This is a genomic window from Bacillus sp. Medicinal_06 (genome assembly GCF_056711665.1).
This window is the reverse complement of sequence record NZ_JBWYHD010000003.1, coordinates 417,488-436,039: the sequence shown is the minus strand read 5'-3', so window position 1 is coordinate 436,039 and position 18,552 is coordinate 417,488. Positions and strand designations below refer to the sequence as shown.

Genomic DNA, 18,552 nt, shown 5'->3' with positions numbered 1-18,552 from the left:
TTAACTATTAACTTTATCAAAAAATGAATCATTCATGAACAAATCATGACAACAATACGAAAAGTTTTCAGAAAAGTGAAATAAAATATTTATTTTTTTCTGAAAATATAATATAGTTATGGCACAGAAAGTATTTTAACATAAGGAGGCTTTTTATGAGGATTAAAGGAAACTATGTGCCTAAAAAAGAAGTACTATTTTGTTCAAATTCATTTACAGTTGGAGAAGCGCTGGACCATTTAAATAAAACTGGTTATCGTTGTGTACCAGTTTTAGATGCAAAACAAGAGAAATTTCTAGGAAATGTGTACAAAGTAGATATTTTAGAATATAAAGGATCGTTAGAAGATAATTTATCAGAATTGTTAAATGATAAAGAAGGGTATGTGAGGGAAGATTCTTCTTTCTTCAAAGTATTCTTTACTATTAAGAAGTTACCATACTTATCAGTAGTAGATGAAAAAGGGATATTCTTGGGGATTTTAACTCATAAAAAGGTGTTTGAACTATTAGAAGATGCATGGGGAGTTCATTCTAGTGTATACTCTGTCATGGTTGGAACGCAAGATTATAATGGAGCCATTCAAAAGTTATCCACCGTTTTAAAAAAATATAGTGGTATTCAAAGTTTAATGACATTTGACAATAATGCTTTATTAGTGCGTAGAATTATGTTCACACTAGGTGAAGAATTTAAGGCAGAAGAGTTAGAGATTTTATTAAAGGATTTAGAAGATCATGGGTTTCGTGTTGTATACGTAGAAGAAATGAATAATCCACGTCAAGTAGAAACAATAGAGTAGGGGATGAAAGGCCATCTGTATGATTTAGATGGCTTTTCATTATATGTAGGAAAAGAAAGTTTATCTTTATTTTAAAATAATAAAATGAAAAGTTGCTTATTTGTTTATAAAATATTTTTCTAAAAGAATAATGCAAGGTTTGCATACTATTTAGTTTTTCGAAAAATTTCATATAAAAAATATGTTTCTATTTTTCAACTAAATGTGTTACTATATGTGTGACAAAAGCAAAGAGGTCTGACCTATTAACTCTGTGATATAACACTATAATGTTTTGAATATTCAAAAAAATCAAAATTATTAATCGGAGTAAGAAAAGGGGAAATGGAGAAATTATGGGGAAAGACATTGCTTTTTAAGGGGCATAAATAATCACTATGGATAGAGAGGAGGATGCATAGCATATTGTGAAAGAGATAAAAACAATAAAGACATGCTATGCAAAAGAGAGATGAAGGGACGATTAAGGCCAGGAGATACAATAGCAATCGGTTTAATGTTATTTGCATTATTTTTAGGAGCAGGAAATTTAATTTTCCCGCCGGTATTAGGACAACAGGCAGGAGAAAATGTTTGGATTGCTACAATTGGATTCCTTGTGACAGGAGTCGGACTTCCTCTATTAGCTGTAACGGCTGTCGCTTTTGTAGAAGGGGACTTGAAAGCGCTATCTTCTAGAGTTCACCCTATATTTGCATTTATTTTTCCACTGATTAGTTATTTAGCAATTGGACCATTCTTTGCCATCCCACGTACAGGAGCGGTTTCTTTTGAAATGGGGATGAAACCATTTTTAACGGAAGCGTTTGTGTCAGAATGGTACATGTTGTTTCTCTACACAGCAGTTTTCTTCGGTATTACTTGGTATTTATCACTAAATCCATCGAAATTAATTGATTGGTTTGGAAAGTTTCTTACTCCACTATTAGTATTAATTGTCGCTGTAATTGTAGGTAAAGCTATAATTGATCCAATTGGAACTCCTGCTGCACCGATAGAAGCATATAAAGATACTGCATTTTTCGGTGGATTTATTCAAGGATACTTAACGATGGATGCGATTAGTGCACTTGTATTTGGTATAGTTGTTGTACAAGTTATTCGTTCGAAAGGGATAAAAGAAAGCGAACAAATCGCAAAAGTAACAATTATATCTGGGGTTATTGCTGTATTAGGTTTAACGTTAATCTATTTATCACTTGCTTATCTTGGTTCGACAAGTACGTCACTTGGCGTTTCTGATAATGGAGGTCTTATTTTAACGAAAGTTGTAAATGAGTTATATGGAACGAGTGGAAAAATATTATTAGGCCTTGTTATTACACTTGCTTGTTTAACAACTTCAGTTGGACTTACATCAGCGTGTGCAGGATTCTTTACAAAGTTATTCCCTAAATTATCACATAAAACGATTGTAACATTAGTATGTGTGTTTAGTTTAGTTGTATCAAACCTAGGATTAACACAGCTTATTGCTGTAACATTACCAGTATTGATGATTATTTATCCTGTTGCGATTGTATTAATTGCACTGTCTTATTTCCATAAATGGATTGGACAGCGAAATACAATATATATTGGTGCAATTTTAGGGGCACTCGTTATTAGTCTATTTAACGGTTTAGAAAGTGCAAATATTAAGTTTGATGCCATAACAAATGTGTTGCAAATGCTTCCTTTATATAAGGAAGGAATTGGTTGGTTACTGCCATCATGTATTGGTGGAGTAATTGGTTACTTCTTATATAGACCAAACGAATTAAGTGAGTTACAAAAGAAAGGTGCTTAGGCATCTTTTTTTTTAGAGGAAATTCATATGTTTTGTCTAAATATTAGCTTGGAAGGATTGATAAAATGGCTAATTTTGAAAACTTTTTACAGTTAGATGTACGTGTGGGAACGATAAAAAAGCAGAAGAGTTTAAAGAAGCTCGTGTACCTGCGATTACATTAGAAATTGACTTTGGTGAGCTTGGTATGAAGCAGTCCAGTGCTGAAATAGACTGTAAGGTCGTTAAGGTGGGGAGTTCATATCGGAAGTGCTTGTGCTAGGAGGAGTGCCAGAACAAGGAGATGTAATCTTGCTTCAGCCAGATATAGAAATCCCTAATGGAACACCAATTAGTTAATAGGGGAGAGGATTAAGTATGGATGTTGGAAATGTCTATTTAGAATGTGCGATTTCAAACTTCAAGGCGATGCAAAAGCAAGGAGAAAGGACGCTTTCACAGTTATCATATGAACAAATAAGTTGGACACCTCATGAAGAAGCAAACAGTATTGCAATTATAATCAAACATTTACATGGAAATATGCGTTCGAGATGGACGGATTTTTTAACGACAGATGGTGAAAAGCTAGATCGAAATCGTGATGGTGAATTTGAAGGGGGCTATGCTTCAAAAGCAGAAGCGCTAATAGCATGGAAAGTAGGGTGGGAATATGTTTTTCAAGCGCTGCAATCATTAACACCACAAGACCTTTTAAAGATCGTGCATATTCGGGGTGAAGCGCATAGTGTTATGCAAGCGATTGAGAGACAAATCGCTCATTATGCATCACATATCGGACAAATTATTTACGTTGGAAAATTGCTGAAAGAAAAAGAGTGGGAGTGTTTAAGTATTCCAAAGGGGCAGTCTAATCGTTATTTTCAAAAGTGACGTTCAATATAATAGTAAGAAATAAAACGATATAGAACAGGCACTAAAAAAATAATCCAAATGATCGATAGTTCTGTTATTGTTAGAATAGCCCCTATAGCGAGAGTATACCAAATGAAATATACTCCAAATAGCGTATTAATAGGAATAAAACTAGAAAAGAAAAATTGTTGGCTAAAGCAAGTATTGTGAAATAAGTAGATGCGTACGTAGAACATTGTGGTAATAAGATCTTGCTTTCTGACAATTTTTTTCTGGCATTTATGACATATAAAAGTTGGTCGCATTTTTACACTCCATTTAGAATAAGTATTATGTCCTTCTTAAACTTGTTACTAGTTTATAAATAAGGAGATATAAAGAATACACTCCAATATAAGCTCCAGTGATGAGAAATAATGGGTTCAACAAGATACCGTGAATGGTTGTCATAAATACTAAGCCGTGCAGCACAACATCATATATGTTAAAAGCGATTAGTATACCAAGTATATATAATGAAAGGTACGCGCAAATATCTAAGAAAACACGGATTTTAGGGTGTGCTGCAAATAATAAAAAAATACCTGATAAAACAATAGGAACTATACTAATAATTAGCTTCAATTCATTTCACCTCTATGACAATATAGCCGAAATTTAGGCGGTCTATTCTCTATAGCTTGTACATAAGTTGGAACAGAGAGGGTGATGTTATGAATCGAGGATTTTTTTATGTCAAATTAACAAGTGTACGTAAGCTTATTTTATTTGTTGTCTTTATGATGTTAGCAACCTTTTTCCTTATTAGTATGATGGTGACTTCATTGAAAGAAACAAAGTCAGCATATTTATATAATTGGTTAAATGAGTTATCAATGAATGGATATATGTATGTGATTGGAAAGGAAAATCATTATTTTACACAAGAATATCGAAATTTAAATCAAGACTTTTCGATTTCATCTTTTCTTTTTTCAACAGCGACAAATATTCGATTTGATGATGTACGTAGTTTCGTTGGGAAGGAACTTCCTGGGTTTGGAAAATACGATACGGAAATTGTCATTGCTGGTGAAGGGACAAATTATTCTAACTTACCTATCGAGTCGAGCGTTCCACTTGAAGAAGTGGTGAAAGAACGAACAGGAGAAACCGGACAAGTTCCGAAAGTGGATCCAAATAAAGAGAAAAAGGAACCTGCACAAACAACCGGAAAAAGACAAGTTGCATTTATCTATCATTCTCATAGTTGGGAGTCTTATTTACCTTTATTAAATTTAACAAATGATCCAGATCCGAATAAGGCAACAAGTTCTGTGACGAATATTTCTATACTTGGAGAACGGTTTCGTGACCAATTAGCAAATGAAGGAATAGGAGCAGTTAATGATAAAACAGATGTTGGGAAAAAGTTGATTAGTAAGGGGTTAAATAGTAATAGCTCTTATAAAATGTCTCGGGAAATTGTACAGGAGGCAATGGCAGGAAATAAAGAGTTACAATACTTTTTTGATTTGCACCGAGATAGTGCCCGTAAAAATGTCACGACAAAAGCAATTGGAGATAAATCGTATGCGAAGCTTGCTTTTGTCATTGGAAAAGGGAATAAAAATTACGCCAAAAACTTACAATTAGCAACTGCACTACATGAAGCGATTAATAAGAAATATCCAGGGGTAAGTCGAGGAGTTATACAAAAGGGGTTTCAAACAGGAAACGGTGTTTATAATCAGGACTTGTCAGGACAAGCAATTTTAATTGAAGTAGGAGGTGTAGATAATACATCTGAAGAATTAAATCATTCCATTGATGTATTGGCGAAAGCATTTAGTGAATATTTTTGGCAAGCAGAGAAGGTGAATGGATGAACGTAAGCGGGGTGCTTACGTTTCTTTTTGTGTTCACAAAGAAGAGAAAAATAGGAATCAAGCTCTTTTTATAAATAAAATTTCACCTTCATTATACTGATATCGAAATTTGTCTATTTCTCCTATGAAAAATAGAAAGGTATTTCATAAAAAAATAGCGAAATGCTCTTTATAGATAAAACTTTTACATTATAAAATCGACAGGGTGATAGAGATGATACGAGACATTCAAGTAGAGGACGCAGCAGCATTTTTACAGTTAGGAAAACAATTGGATGGAGAAACTTCTTTTATGTTATTTGAACCAGGGGAACGGAATATGACAGTGAAGCAGCAAGAAAATATGATTAAACGCTTTATAGAAAACTATAATTCTACAATATTTGTAGTAGTAGAAGGTGAGCAATTAGTCGGGTTTATTTTAGCTAATGGTGGTAATGCGCAAAGAAACAAACATGCAGCAGCGATTGTAATTGGGATTTTACAAGCGTATAGCGGAAAAGGAATTGGAACCATGCTGTTTAAAGAAATTGAAAAGTGGGCAAGATTACATGATGTATGGCGTTTGGAGTTAACAGTAATGGCCCACAATACAAGAGCACAGGCACTATATAAAAAAGTAGGTTTTGAACAAGAAGGTGTCAAAAAAGCTTCTCTTATCATCGATGGAAAGGATGTCGACGAGTATTATATGGCCAAATTATTAAAATAAGAGGTCGTTTTATGAAAAAAAGATGGACACTGCTGAGTGTCGTAGTAGTTGCAATTATTATTGGAGTAGCAGGCATTAATTATAAGATGTATAAAGATAAGCAAGCACAAGAAGTGAATAGTATTGTTACATTTCCAAAAGAGCAAGAAACCATCGCTAAAGTAGAAGGAGATATTGCAGTTGTGAATAATCCGGATTCTACACTTGTACTTGTAAATAAAAGCAGACGGTTACCGGATCGTTACAAGCCGCAAGATTTAGTCATTCCCAAAGTGCGTTACTCAAGTGAAGGGGATCAAGAGAAGAAAAAAATGAGGAAAGAAGCAGCACAGGCACTTGAAAACATGTTCAAGCAAGGTGATCAAGAGAGAATTTTTCTCTTTGCGGTCTCAGGGTTCAGATCTTTTGACCGGCAAAAAGCATTAAATACAATGTATAAGATTCAAGATGGAGAAGCGAAAACAGCGATGTCCAGTGCGATTCCAGGAACAAGTGAACATCAAACGGGACTTGCGATGGATATTACATCACAATCTGCCAAGTTTCAATTAGAAACCATTTTTGGGGATACAAAAGAAGGAAAATGGCTTGCTGAAAATGCGCATAAATTTGGTTTTGTCATTCGGTATACAAAAGAGAAGGAATCGATTACTGGTTATCGGTATGAACCGTGGCACGTACGTTATGTAGGGAATCCACAAGCTACGTATTTATATGAAAATCAACTTACCTTAGAAGAAGCAATGAAATAATCAATTGCGGGGAGAGGATATAGATGACGATGTTATATAAGAAAAAGGTGTACGCATATATTACAAGGGAAACAGAAGGAGTTATGCAGTTGCTTGTTTTTACACATCGTGATATGCCGGAAGCAGGTATACAAGTTCCAGGTGGTACAGTTGATGAAGGAGAAAAATTAGAAGAAGCAGCATTACGTGAAGTGTTAGAAGAGTCGGGTTTACGGCATGTATATATAGAACGCTTCATTGGTGATTATATCATTCATGTGAAAGAAAAACAGGAATATCAAAAACGCCACTTTTTTCATATTTCGTTGCTAACAGATGTAAAAGATACATGGGAACATATCGTAAGTGCAGGAGAGGAAGATGAGGGTCTAACATTTTGTTATGAGTGGATTGATATAACAAAATGTCCTGTATTGGCAGGGAATCAAGGGGAATTTATTCATTTACTTGAAGAGATGTATGTGAAATAGAAGGGTTGTTTATTAAAAAGCGTTTTAGGCAGAGGTTGTTCGTCTAAGACGCTTTTTTATTTTCCTTGAAATGGATAGCTGAAGGCTTTTTGGAATCACTTTAGCAAGTACTGATTTTAGCGAAGGGACTGCACATGCATTGGAACAAGCTGCAAACAAACCATAGAAGAGCTCCGAATTTATCATAAATACAATGCAAAAAGGATAGGGTGCCCTATCCTTTTCCTATTCTGTAAAATTTCATATGTCAAAAAACAGTGAGATTAAAGAGAAACATCCTTGCCTTGCTGTTTCGTATGTTTTAACAAAATAAAAGATAAACAAGCAGAACATAAAATGAGAAAAGCAGCAATGATATATATTGTCCGGACGCCGAACATATCGGTAATAATACCGACGCTTAGCATAGAAAGTCCGGAAACAGCCGAAGTAAGTGTGCCGTGAGCTGTATATATTTTTGATAATAGAGGTGGTGGCACGCTTGATTGTAAAACGGTTGTTTGAGAAATATCTCTAATTTGATAAGCAGGTCCCATTAGAAGGCAAAGAAGCAGTGCAATAAATCCGTTGCTTGTTATGCCATATAAGAAAGTGAGTACGCTAAATAGAAGTGATCCTAAAGCCATTGAGCGTATTAAGTTATTTTGAATATACGTACTTATTCGCCATGCTAATAATCCTCCAATTAATGTTCCCATATAATAGCTGGTGTTGATATATCCCCACCATTCTTCTCCTTTATGAAGAGCAGTTGTTACATAAGCCATCGTAATACCGCCAATCCAAATCGTTCCGGCAAACGTTTCAATTAAGTCCATATATGTAACTGTGCGTAAGGAAGAGTACTGAAATAACAGTTTCCATCCTTCTAGTAATACAGCTGATTTGGAGGCTGATTTTTCCACTTTTTGTTCAGTTTGTACAGCATGCAATGAAACATATAATGTGATACATCCAAAAATCATTAATATGTTGTTAATCATAAGTGTAGAAGTAGCACCAATAAAAAGGACAACTACACTTGTGAACGAATAAGCAGCTGCCTGAACAATTTGTGTTGAAAAGGAAAAGATACTATTTACTTTTACTAACTTTTCTTGGGGCGCTAGGCGTGGAATAACAGCGTATAATAAAGGAGAGCTCCAGCCTCCGCATAATGAAATGAGAATAATAAAAGTAAGAAGGACAGTAATGTTAGATGATAATAAAGGGAATAGCACGCTTAAAAGAATCAAAAGGAAAGTCTTAATCCCTTGTAATGTAAAAAGTAATGAATAGGATCGGAAACGATTCATTATAAGTGGCGCAGATGTACTAGCAATAAGGCTCGCGATAACTCCCAATAATGGAAAAAGGGCAGTGGTGGTAGCTGATTTTGTTGTCATATAGATATGAGTAGTAACAATCATCACATAAACAACATCAGCGAGAGTGATGCACATTTTAGAAAACCAATAAAGGGATATTGATTGTTGGGGCAATATAGATATCTCCTTTTCATAAATGATTATTTTTTTATATTTATTTTAATTTACAGATTCATTTTTTGAAAGAATTTTATTTTTTGTAACTTTTATATAGGAATTTTCATGTATAATAAAGAATATATTAATATAATATTTTAGTAATACTCATGGTAACAGTGAATATGTATAGCAGCTTCCGTTGAAACGTCCCGTATTCATGAGGAGGACGTGATAAACAATTCTTTTTTTCATATACATATAGAAAATAAAAAAGAAAGTGAGGGTTGCATATGGCTGGATGGGTAATTTGGTTTATTATAGCTGGTATTTTATTTATTGCAGAAATGTTATCGATTACCTTTTACATGTTATGGCTTGGAATTGGAGCGGTTGTCGGAGGTCTAATTGCACTATTTGCCCCAGAAGCACTATTCTTACAAGTTGTTGTAGGGGCAATTGTGAGTTTAACATTGACTTTCTTTACGAAACGAATCTCTAAAAATTTTCGAGAGGCAAAAGGGTTTACTGATACTGTCGATAAACTGGCTGGTAAAAAGGGAATTATCATGCAAGCGATTACAAGTGAAGAAAATGGAATTGTGAAAGTGGATGGAGATACTTGGACTGCGATTTCAGATGTTCCCATTTCCGCTGGAGAAAAAGTCATTGTTATAAAAAGGAGCAGCACTGTTTTACATGTGAAAAAGGGGAGTGAGTAAAAATGGTAGCATTAACATTAACGATTATTTTTGCATTAATTGTTGTTGTATTTGTAGCGTTAACAATTAAAATCATTTCGCAACAAAAGGTGGCAGTTGTTGAAAGGTTTGGTAAATTCCAACGTATCATGCATCCGGGGTTAAATATTTTAATTCCTATTGTAGATCGCGTTCGTGTTTATCATGATTTACGTATTCAACAAACAAATGTCCCACCGCAAAAAGTGATTACGAAAGATAACGTACAAGTAGAAATTGATACGATTATTTTCTATCAAATCGTGGAACCGGAACTTGCAACATACGGTATTTCAAATTATGAATATGGTGTTCGTAATATTACATCTGCAACAATGCGTCAAATTATCGGTAAGATGGAACTAGATGAAACATTATCAGGACGTGAAAAGATTTCAACAGAAATTCGTTTAGCACTTGATGAAGCAACAGAAAAATGGGGCGTTCGCATTGAGCGTGTGGAAGTAGTGGATATTAATCCGCCAAAAGATGTGCAAGCAGCAATGGAAAAACAAATGAAAGCAGAGCGTAATAAGCGTGCAATTATTTTAGAAGCAGAAGCAGCAAAACAAGATAAAGTCCTTCGAGCTGAAGGGGAAAAACAAAGTAAAATTTTAATGGCTGAAGGGGATAAAGAAGCACGTATTCGCGAAGCCGAAGGTATACGAGAAGCAAAAGAGCTAGAAGCGCAAGGGGAAGCAAGAGCGATTGAAACAATTGCGAAAGCGGAACAAAATCGTATTGAATTAATACGTGCAGCGGATTTAGATGAACGAGTTCTTGCATATAAATCTTTTGAATCATTAGCTGAGGTTGCGAAAGGACCTGCTAATAAAGTCTTCATTCCATCAAATGCAATTGAAACACTGGGTACACTAGGTGCAATTGGAGAGATTTTTAAAGAAAAACAAGCGAAGAAATTGCCTTCTTCTGATACACCGAAAGAACAATAGCAACGAGAAAGAGAAATGGGTCACCATTTCTCTTTTTTTAGGGAGGATGATATGAAACAAGCTTTCAAAGTTTTGAAGATTTGTACGGCTGTAGCATTTATTTCAATTTGGTGCTTGATGATGAAAGATATTATTTTCAATACATACTTAAATTATTCTGTTTGGTTACATTGTCTGTATATCGTTTGTTTTTTTGTAAGTTCTATGAACGCGTATAGGTTAGATAAAAAGGTATTTGCATTACTATTCTTTTTAGCAGCTATATTAAATGTAACAAGTCTAGTGAAAATGTATATTATATAAAGCTTGTACATAACCATGTATAAAGAGGGTGATACATTGAAAAAATATGCAACTCGTATACATGGAAAGAAATTTTTATTTTTAATCTTATCATATGTATTTGTAGTGATAGTAGCGGCGTCTATTGTAACTTCATTTTTACATACAATGAAATCTTATTATGCGAGTCAGTGGTTTGGTAAAGTTTCGATGCAAGGTTTTGTGCAAATGTTTGAGAGTGAGAATCGCTATTTCGCATCGGATTATTTTAAAACAAATAAACGAGAATCAATTGGGAATGTATTATTTTCTATTGCAACGGACCTTAAAATACAAGATTTAAGGACGTTTGTTGGGAAAGAAGTACCGGGGATGTCAAAGTACTATTCTCATATTATCGTAGCTGGAGAAGGAACGGATTATACGAATATTCCGAATGAATCGAGTGTCCCGATTGAAGAGGTAACGAAAGAGCGGGAAGTGGCAAAAGATAAAGTCACAGAAGCAGACAAAAAGAATCCCATACAAAAAAATAAAAGTGATGTAAAAGGTGAAAAAGCTGTATATATTTATCACACACATAGCTGGGAATCCTTTTATCCACTGTTACCTGGGGCGAAAAATCCGTCAAGTCCTGATGTGAATGTTTCGCTTTTAGGGGAACGTCTAAAAGAACAGTTGGAGGGACAGGGAATACCGGTTCTTCATGATAAAACAAACATGGGGGATTTATTAGCGAATAAGAAATGGAAATGGTATCAAGCATATACCGCATCTCATGGATATGTGAAAGAAGCGTTGGCACAAAATAAAAATATTATGTTTCCGATTGATATTCATAGAGATGATCAGCGAAAGAATGTGACGACAAAAGTAATTAATGGAAAATCTTATGCGAGACTGTATTTTATTATTGGAATGGAGAATAAAGGACGCTCCCATAATGAAAAGATTGCAAGAGCAATAAATTCATATTTAGATGAAAATTATTACGGATTAAGTAGAGGGATTTTCCCGAAATATAAAAAGGACGGAAATGGGGTTTATAATCAAGATTTATCTCAAAATGCCATGCTTATTGAAGTTGGTGGTGTTGATAATACGTTGGAAGAGCTGTATAACACCATTGATGTTTTAACAGAGGCATTTAGTAAGTATTACTGGGATGCGGAGAAGGTGAATGGATGATGTGAAAGGAGCAGGGAAACTGTTCCTTTTTTATATGTCTCTTAAAAAAATTACTAGAATTTCATAATATGAAATAAGGTAGTAGTTTTGACTTGAGTTTGGTTTATAATAATTAAAAATTCTGTCGATTGAAGAGGGTGACTAGAATTTCTAAATTTATTTGTATAGTAAACTTCAAAATGTATATATTGGAGGGGAAAACATGGCGATTCGAACAGGGGCTCAGTATATCGAAGGATTAAAGGCGAGAAATCCTGAAATTTGGATTGGTGGAAGAAGGGTAACGGATGTTGTAAATGAAGATGTTTTTCGGGAACCAATTTTACAAATTGCAAACCTATATGATATGCAACATGATCCAAAATATCAAGATAAAATTACTCACATATGTGAAGAGACAGGGGAACGGGTTTCGAATGCATTTTTAGTACCAAGAAATTATGAGGATTTAAAATCACGCCGAGAATTATTTGAGGTGTGGGCAAAAGCGACGTTTGGTTTAATGGGAAGAACGCCGGACTTTTTAAATGTTACGGTCACTTCAATGGCAAGTAACTCTTGGTTCTTTGAAAAATTCGATCCTGAATGGGGGAAAAATATAAAAAATTATTATAGACATATACGTGATCAAGATTTGTTTTTAACGCATGCGATTATTAATCCACAAAATGATCGAAGCAAAGCTTCGCACCAGCAAGAAGATGCAACGATGCATTTAGGTGTAGTGAAAGAAACAGCGGAAGGAATGTATGTAAGTGGTGCGAAAATGCTAGCGACACTTGCCCCAATTACAGATGAAGTAATCATTTACTCCTATCCAAGTTTTAAACCAGGTGATGAACGTCATGCGATTTCTTTTGCAGTTCCAATTGATGCACCAGGATTAAGGATTCTTTGTCGCGAGCCAATGCAAGATGGTAAACGTTCTTTATTTGACCATCCACTGGCATCAAGATTCGAGGAAATGGATGCATTACTTGTTTTTCGTAATGTATTCATCCCTTGGGATAAAGTATTCATTTATCAAAGTGTAGAAGCTGGGAATCAACTGTATCCGAAAACAGGAATTGGGCATCAGCCTGCACATCAATCGGGAGTAAGAGGCCTGGTGAAACTTTCTTTTGCAGCTGAAGTAGCTATAAAGCTGGCAGATTCAATTGGAGTGGATGGTTTTTTAAATGTACAAAATCAGCTAGCGGAACTTATGCAAGATGTAGAAACAATTCGTGCGCTCTTACAAGTAGCAGAATATGAGTATGAAACGAATGCATATGGAGAAGCTGTTCCTGCAAGGCTACCTCTTGATACAATACGTAGTTTATTACCAAAAATGTATCCACGGGCTATTGAAATTATCCAAACCATTGGTGCTGGTGGACTGTTAATGTCACCAACAGGTGCTGATTTTATGAATCCGGAGATTCAAGATGATATGCATAAATATTATATCGGGCGTGAAGGGGTATCTTCTGAGGAACGTGTGCGCTTATTTAAATTAGCTTGGGATTTATGTGGCGAAGCTTTTGGACAACGTTTATTGCAATATGAACGTTATTATTCCGGCGACCCAGTTCGAAAAATGGGTATGTTCTATAATGCGTATAAAAAACAACAATCTCTATCGCTTGTGAATAATGCCTTGCAAACAAGTTCGTCTGAAAGTGCATTAAGTTAACTCTTAAATGATTGCGCTTACATTTTAAAATGGAAAAGGAAGGAGCAACAAATAGATAACAAGAATTTTACTGTTAGGGTGTAAATCTTCTTATATGTTTAGCTATATATGAACCTGAAAATATGTAACTGGAATAGGGGAGGTAAGTTGTTTTGATCGCTTCTATCAGTAAAATTTGTAAAATTCTAAATTGTTTCACTGGTGATGAGCCAGTATTAGGAAACTCTGAAATTGCAGCGAAATTAAATATGAATCCTAGTACAGTTCACCATCTTGTTCGTACATTATGTGAAGAAGGGATGCTCATTCGAGATGAACAAAGAAAATACCGATTAGGTTGGAAATTGTTAGAGTGGGGCAATCAAGTAATGTTTCAACAAGAAATTTATAGTGGGGCAATTCCAATTGTAGAGGAACTTGTGAAGAAATTTAATGGAACAGTGCATATCGGTATGTTTGACCGTGGGGACGTTGTATTTATTTTGAAAGTTTCATCAAAGGATTCAGTTCAAATTTCAACTCATGTTGGATCTAGAAAGCCCGCATATTGTACAAGTACAGGGAAAGTACTTCTTTCATTTAACCCTTCTTCCTTAGAGTACACTTCAGAACATGGGCTTTTGCCAAGGGCACCAAATACGATTACTTGTATGAAAAAATTTCAAAAGGAGTTACAGACAATTCGTGAGCAGGGATATTCCATAAGTGATAACGAAAATGAGCACGGTTTATATGGTATTGCAGCTCCTATCCGTTCTTATACGGGAAGAACCGTTGCTGCTCTTAATATTGTTGGCCCCATATCGTATATGCAAGGAAGCAATCGCCAAATCATGATTCGAAGTGTAATGAATACGGCAAACTTGATTTCAAAGGAATTCGGTTATTTGGATATTTGATTCCGATTGTAAAAGAGAGGTGAAAATCATTTATATACATGATCATCGCATATCTGAATTAACAAAATCAATTATCTCAATCGGTGCTTTTGATGGTGTTCATAAAGGACATCAGACAGTTATTAGAAATGCGGTAGAGAAATCTAAAGAACTACAGATTACAAATGTCGTGTATACATTTGATCCACCACCACGTGCTTATTTTCAAGGAGCTCAAGTATTAACATCAATCGATGAGAAATTAAATCGATTTGAAGAGCTTGGGGTTGAACATGTAATTGTGATTCGTTTTGATGAATCGTATGTAAAGAGAACGGCTAGTCACTTTATTCAAGAGTTACAAAGATTATGTCCAGCTAAAATTTATGTAGGAGAAGATTTTCGATTTGGAAAAAATCGAGTGGGGAGTATAGAGCTACTGAAAAAATATTTCGATGTTTCTATTGTTGAAGAGATTTGTTGTGAAGATGGGGAACGAATTTCTTCAACGAGGATCCGGAATCATTTATTTCAAGGAGAATTACAGAGGTCTCATTCCTTATTAGGATGGCCTATGAAAACAATATGAATGAATTATAAGGAGGAAAAAATATGTCAAAAACATTACAATCTTTTAATTTACTAAAATGGATTGATGAAAATAAGGAGTTATTGAAACCACCGGTGAATAACAAGGTGATTTGGCAAGATTCAGAGTTTATTGCCATGATTTTAGGGGGACCAAATAAAAGACGTGATTTCCATGTGGATCCTTCAGATGAATTCTTTTATCAAATAAAAGGTGAATGTTATGTGGAATGTATTACGGAAGAAGGAAAACGTGAAGTCGTTACAGTGAAAGAAGGTGACGTGTTTATGTTGCCAGCTATGGTACCGCACTCACCGCATCGCGTTGCAGACACATATGGATTAGTAATTGAAAGAAAGCGTAAGCAAGGAGAACTTGAAGATTTTGTTTGGTTCTGTGATGAATGTAATCATGAAATGCATCGTGTACGCGTTCAATTAAGCGATATTGAAAAACAAGTAAAAGAAGCAATTCATAGCTTTAATTCAAATAAAGAAATTCGAGCGTGTAAAAACTGTGGACATATTATGCCGGAAGAAGTGGAGGAATGGAAGTGCGAATAGATTTTCATACACATATTATTCCTGAGATATTTCCGGATTTTGAAGAGAAGTTTGGTGGTGGTCGGTGGCCGATATTAAATCGAACCTGTACATGTGGTGCGGCGATTATGGTTGGAGGGAAGAATTTTCGTGATGTGACAGACCAAGTATGGTGTCCGGAGAAAAGAATTGAAGATATGAACCGCGAAGGTGTTGATATACAAGTATTATCACCGATCCCTGTTACATTTTCTTATTGGGCAAAACCAGAAGAAGCTGAAGCAATGGCGCGTATTCAAAATGATTTTATTGCGGAAACAGTCGCCGCATATCCAGATCGTTTCGTTGGGTTAGGGACAGTGCCGATGCAAGATGGAGAAACCGCAGTTCGTGAGATGGAGCGATGCATAAAGGAATTACAGTTACATGGAATTGAAATTGGAACGAATGTAAATGGAAAAAATTTGGATGATCCTTCATTTATCGAATTTTTCCGAATGGCTGAAAAATGGCAGGTGCCAATTTTTATTCACCCGTGGGAAACGTTAGGACGAGATAGAATGCCACATCATAATTTTATGTATACCGTTGGGATGCCGAGTGAAACAGCTCTTGCAGCAGCTACACTTATTTGGAGCGGCATGATGGAGAAATTTCCAGGGTTAAAGATTTGTTTTGCTCATGGTGGAGGTTCTTTCCCTTATATTTTGCCGCGATTAGATCAAGGCTGGCAAGTATGGCCACATCTAAGGTTAACTACATATCCGCCTAGCTATTACGCAAAGAAATTTTATTTCGATTCTCTAAACTATGATCCTATGAATCTTAAATATATGATTGAGCGATTTGGGCACGAAAAGATTTTTATGGGATCGGATTATCCATTTTTACTAAGAGAGATTCATCCAGGTAAAGTAATTGATGAGACACTTGAGTTATCAGAGGAGCAAAAGGAAGCGATGCTTGGCGGAAATGCAGCGAACTTCTTAAATATTGATATGAAAAAAAGAGGTGTAGTATATGCAAAAAGTACAAACACCAGAGAGTAAATTAAATGAAATGGGACTCATGCTACCAGCTATTCGTCCAGTGGTGGGGAATTATGTTGGATGTGTAAGAGTAGGGAATTTATTATTTACAGCTGGACAAGGTGTTGACCAGTACCACGGGAAATTAGGTAAGGATGTATCAATAGAAGATGGATATAAGGCAGCAAGACAGTCAATGTTGAACTTATTAAGTGTCGTAAAGAATGAACTAGGTGATTTAAATAAGGTAAAACGAGTTGTGAAGTTACTTGGTTTTATCAATAGTACGGAAGATTTTATTGATCAACCAAAAGTGATGAACGGGGCATCAGATTTATTAGTAGACGTTTTTGGAGAAAAGGGGAAACATGCTCGTTCGGCTGTGGGAATGGCTCAATTACCAAATAATACAACAATTGAAATCGAGATGATTTTAGAAATTGAAGAGTAGGAGGCAAGAATATGAATAAAGAACTATTAGCTGAAAAAATAAAAGTAAAAGATGCAAAGTTATTTATTGATGGTCAATATGTTGATGCGCTGTCCGGCGAAACGTTTGATACATTCAATCCATCAACAAATAGCAAGCTTGCCTCTGTTGCACAAGCAAATGAAGAGGACGCTAAGCGAGCAATAGACGTGGCAGGGCGCACATTTACAAGTGGTATCTGGAGTAAAATGCCTGTGGAAGAACGCTCAGCTATTTTATGCAAAATGTCAGATTTGATTATGGACAAGGTAGATGAATTAGCGTATATAGAGACACTTGATGTCGGAAAACCAATAAAAGAAAGTCGTGGCTTTGATATTCCGCGGTCTGCCCATAATTTTCGTTTCTTTGCTGAGATGGCAAAGTATATGGTGCATGAACATTATGATAAACATAACTTTATGTCGTATGCAAAATATGCACCAGCAGGGGTAACGAGCTTAATTATTCCTTGGAATTTACCATTTATGCAGATGACATGGAAGGCGTCAGCTGCGTTAGCTGCTGGTAATACAGTCGTTGTAAAACCAGCATCATACACGCCACTAAGTGCAATCATGCTTGGCGAAATTGCGAATGAGGCTGGGTTACCTCCAGGTGTATTAAATATCATTACAGGACCAGGAAGTACGGTAGGAACGAAAATGACGACGCACTCCTCTGTAAGACGTATTTCATTTGTTGGAGAGAGTAATACAGGAAAAACGATTATGCGGAATGCTTCGGAAAATTTAATACCAGTTTCATTAGAATTAGGCGGGAAATCAGCAAATATTGTATTCGAAGATGCTGACTTAGATGAAGCGGTACAAGGATCAGTTGAAGCAATTTACCGAAATCAAGGAGAAATTTGCTTAGCTGGTTCTAGGTTGCTTGTGCAAGAAAGCATCTATGAACAATTTCTAGAGAAGTTTATAACAGCGGTGAAAAAGATAAAAGTAGGAGATCCTCTTGATGAAGATACAGATATGGGAGCACTGGTTTCAAAATCACATTTAGAAACAGTTGATCAATACGTACAAATAGGTCTTTCAGAAGGAGCGAAATTAGCTCACGGCGGAAAAAGAATCGAAAGTTTAGCACAAGGGAATTTCTATGAACCAACTGTACTATATGATGTTGATAATTGTATGCGTGTAGCTCAAGAAGAGATTTTTGGTCCAGTTTTAGTTGTTATACCATTTAAAACAGAAGAAGATGCGATTCGTATCGCAAATGATTCTATTTATGGTTTAGCAGGAGTTGTTTGGACAAATGATTTGAGAAGAGCACAGCGAGTTGTTTCGCAAATTGATTCAGGACTATTATGGATTAATTGTTGGTATGTGCGAGATTTGCGTACCCCATTTGGTGGTTCTAAGGCAAGTGGTATTGGCCGCGAAGGTGGACGACACAGCTTTGAATTTTATACAGAAGCAAAGACAGTTACGATGAAATTATAAAGTGAATCTTCCATCAGTGGAATAGTATTTCCA

At 35.5% G+C, this 18,552-nt stretch carries 21 protein-coding genes and 1 pseudogene; 19 read left to right on the top strand and 3 right to left on the bottom strand.

Annotated elements, in window-relative coordinates; all coding sequences use genetic code 11:
- The first annotated feature begins 155 nt into the window (after positions 1–155).
- The 4 genes and pseudogenes from cbpA (at position 156) to AC1M36_RS09295 (ending at position 3,465) form a co-directional block, all read left to right on the top strand.
- Positions 156–803 carry a cyclic di-AMP binding protein CbpA gene (gene cbpA / locus AC1M36_RS09310; RefSeq protein WP_336453693.1) on the top strand — a complete coding sequence of 216 codons (648 nt, stop codon included), beginning with the start codon at positions 156–158 and terminating at the stop codon, positions 801–803.
- A 451-nt stretch (positions 804–1,254) separates the two neighbouring features.
- On the top strand, positions 1,255–2,592 hold the full coding sequence (brnQ4, locus tag AC1M36_RS09305) for a branched-chain amino acid transport system II carrier protein BrnQ4 (protein ID WP_336453692.1): 1,338 nt from the start codon (positions 1,255–1,257) through the stop codon (positions 2,590–2,592).
- 65 nt (positions 2,593–2,657) lie between these two features.
- Positions 2,658–2,931, top strand: a pseudogene (locus AC1M36_RS09300) (tRNA-binding protein).
- A gap of 18 nt (positions 2,932–2,949) precedes the next feature.
- On the top strand, positions 2,950–3,465 hold the full coding sequence (locus tag AC1M36_RS09295) for a DUF1572 domain-containing protein (protein WP_336453691.1): 516 nt from the start codon (positions 2,950–2,952) through the stop codon (positions 3,463–3,465).
- Here the strand turns inward: AC1M36_RS09295 and AC1M36_RS09290 are convergent.
- Together AC1M36_RS09290 and AC1M36_RS09285 are read right to left on the bottom strand one after the other, a co-directional pair.
- Positions 3,456–3,752, bottom strand: a complete 297-nt coding sequence (locus AC1M36_RS09290; protein WP_479845788.1) for a permease — start codon at positions 3,750–3,752, stop codon at positions 3,456–3,458. The two genes, AC1M36_RS09295 and AC1M36_RS09290, sit on opposite strands and share 10 nt — an antisense overlap.
- Positions 3,753–3,777: 25 nt before the next feature.
- The gene (locus AC1M36_RS09285) at positions 3,778–4,071 is read right to left on the bottom strand and encodes a hypothetical protein (RefSeq protein ID WP_336453689.1); all 294 of its coding nucleotides are present in this window, start codon (positions 4,069–4,071) and stop codon (positions 3,778–3,780) included.
- 89 nt (positions 4,072–4,160) lie between these two features.
- Between AC1M36_RS09285 and AC1M36_RS09280 the strand changes: the two genes are divergently transcribed.
- The 4 genes from AC1M36_RS09280 (at position 4,161) to AC1M36_RS09265 (ending at position 7,249) form a co-directional block, all read left to right on the top strand.
- Positions 4,161–5,315 carry a stage II sporulation protein P gene (locus AC1M36_RS09280; protein ID WP_336453688.1) on the top strand — a complete coding sequence of 385 codons (1,155 nt, stop codon included), beginning with the start codon at positions 4,161–4,163 and terminating at the stop codon, positions 5,313–5,315.
- Positions 5,316–5,529: 214 nt separating this feature from the next.
- Complete coding sequence (locus AC1M36_RS09275) at positions 5,530–6,027, top strand: GNAT family N-acetyltransferase (protein ID WP_336453687.1); 498 nt, start codon at positions 5,530–5,532, stop codon at positions 6,025–6,027.
- 11 nt (positions 6,028–6,038) lie between these two features.
- Complete coding sequence (locus tag AC1M36_RS09270) at positions 6,039–6,779, top strand: M15 family metallopeptidase (RefSeq protein WP_336453686.1); 741 nt, start codon at positions 6,039–6,041, stop codon at positions 6,777–6,779.
- 23 nt (positions 6,780–6,802) lie between these two features.
- Complete coding sequence (locus AC1M36_RS09265; RefSeq protein ID WP_336453685.1) at positions 6,803–7,249, top strand: NUDIX hydrolase; 447 nt, start codon at positions 6,803–6,805, stop codon at positions 7,247–7,249.
- Between the two features lie 263 nt (positions 7,250–7,512).
- On the opposite strand, the gene AC1M36_RS09260 is transcribed toward AC1M36_RS09265, so the two are convergent.
- Positions 7,513–8,691 carry an MFS transporter gene (locus tag AC1M36_RS09260; RefSeq protein ID WP_420792373.1) on the bottom strand — a complete coding sequence of 393 codons (1,179 nt, stop codon included), beginning with the start codon at positions 8,689–8,691 and terminating at the stop codon, positions 7,513–7,515.
- Positions 8,692–9,005: 314 nt separating this feature from the next.
- Here AC1M36_RS09260 and AC1M36_RS09255 point away from each other — a divergent pair, with 314 nt between their 5' ends.
- The 11 genes from AC1M36_RS09255 (at position 9,006) to AC1M36_RS09205 (ending at position 18,519) form a co-directional block, all read left to right on the top strand.
- Positions 9,006–9,434, top strand: a complete 429-nt coding sequence (locus AC1M36_RS09255) for an NfeD family protein (RefSeq protein ID WP_479845787.1) — start codon at positions 9,006–9,008, stop codon at positions 9,432–9,434.
- Positions 9,435–9,436: 2 nt separating this feature from the next.
- Entirely contained in the window at positions 9,437–10,405 is a 969-nt protein-coding gene (locus AC1M36_RS09250) for an SPFH domain-containing protein (protein WP_336453682.1), read from the top strand.
- 51 nt (positions 10,406–10,456) lie between these two features.
- Positions 10,457–10,708 (top strand): hypothetical protein, encoded by a 252-nt coding sequence (locus tag AC1M36_RS09245; RefSeq protein WP_479845786.1) that lies wholly within the window; start codon positions 10,457–10,459, stop codon positions 10,706–10,708.
- Between the two features lie 15 nt (positions 10,709–10,723).
- Entirely contained in the window at positions 10,724–11,875 is a 1,152-nt protein-coding gene (gene spoIIP, locus AC1M36_RS09240; protein ID WP_336453681.1) for a stage II sporulation protein P, read from the top strand.
- A gap of 202 nt (positions 11,876–12,077) precedes the next feature.
- On the top strand, positions 12,078–13,550 hold the full coding sequence (locus AC1M36_RS09235; protein WP_336453680.1) for a 4-hydroxyphenylacetate 3-hydroxylase family protein: 1,473 nt from the start codon (positions 12,078–12,080) through the stop codon (positions 13,548–13,550).
- Between the two features lie 152 nt (positions 13,551–13,702).
- Entirely contained in the window at positions 13,703–14,449 is a 747-nt protein-coding gene (locus AC1M36_RS09230; RefSeq protein WP_479845785.1) for an IclR family transcriptional regulator, read from the top strand.
- Positions 14,450–14,468: 19 nt separating this feature from the next.
- Complete coding sequence (locus AC1M36_RS09225) at positions 14,469–15,017, top strand: FAD synthetase (RefSeq protein ID WP_479845784.1); 549 nt, start codon at positions 14,469–14,471, stop codon at positions 15,015–15,017.
- A 23-nt stretch (positions 15,018–15,040) separates the two neighbouring features.
- Complete coding sequence (nbaC, locus tag AC1M36_RS09220) at positions 15,041–15,580, top strand: 3-hydroxyanthranilate 3,4-dioxygenase (RefSeq protein ID WP_336453677.1); 540 nt, start codon at positions 15,041–15,043, stop codon at positions 15,578–15,580.
- On the top strand, positions 15,565–16,608 hold the full coding sequence (locus AC1M36_RS09215; protein ID WP_336453676.1) for an amidohydrolase family protein: 1,044 nt from the start codon (positions 15,565–15,567) through the stop codon (positions 16,606–16,608). The genes nbaC and AC1M36_RS09215 overlap by 16 nt, the downstream gene beginning before the upstream one ends.
- Positions 16,580–17,038: a RidA family protein gene (locus tag AC1M36_RS09210; protein WP_336453675.1), complete on the top strand. Its 459-nt coding sequence runs from the start codon at positions 16,580–16,582 to the stop codon at positions 17,036–17,038. Before AC1M36_RS09215 ends, AC1M36_RS09210 begins: the two co-directional genes overlap by 29 nt.
- Before the next feature lie 11 nt (positions 17,039–17,049).
- Positions 17,050–18,519: an aldehyde dehydrogenase gene (locus AC1M36_RS09205; protein WP_336453674.1), complete on the top strand. Its 1,470-nt coding sequence runs from the start codon at positions 17,050–17,052 to the stop codon at positions 18,517–18,519.
- Positions 18,520–18,552: the final 33 nt, after the last annotated feature.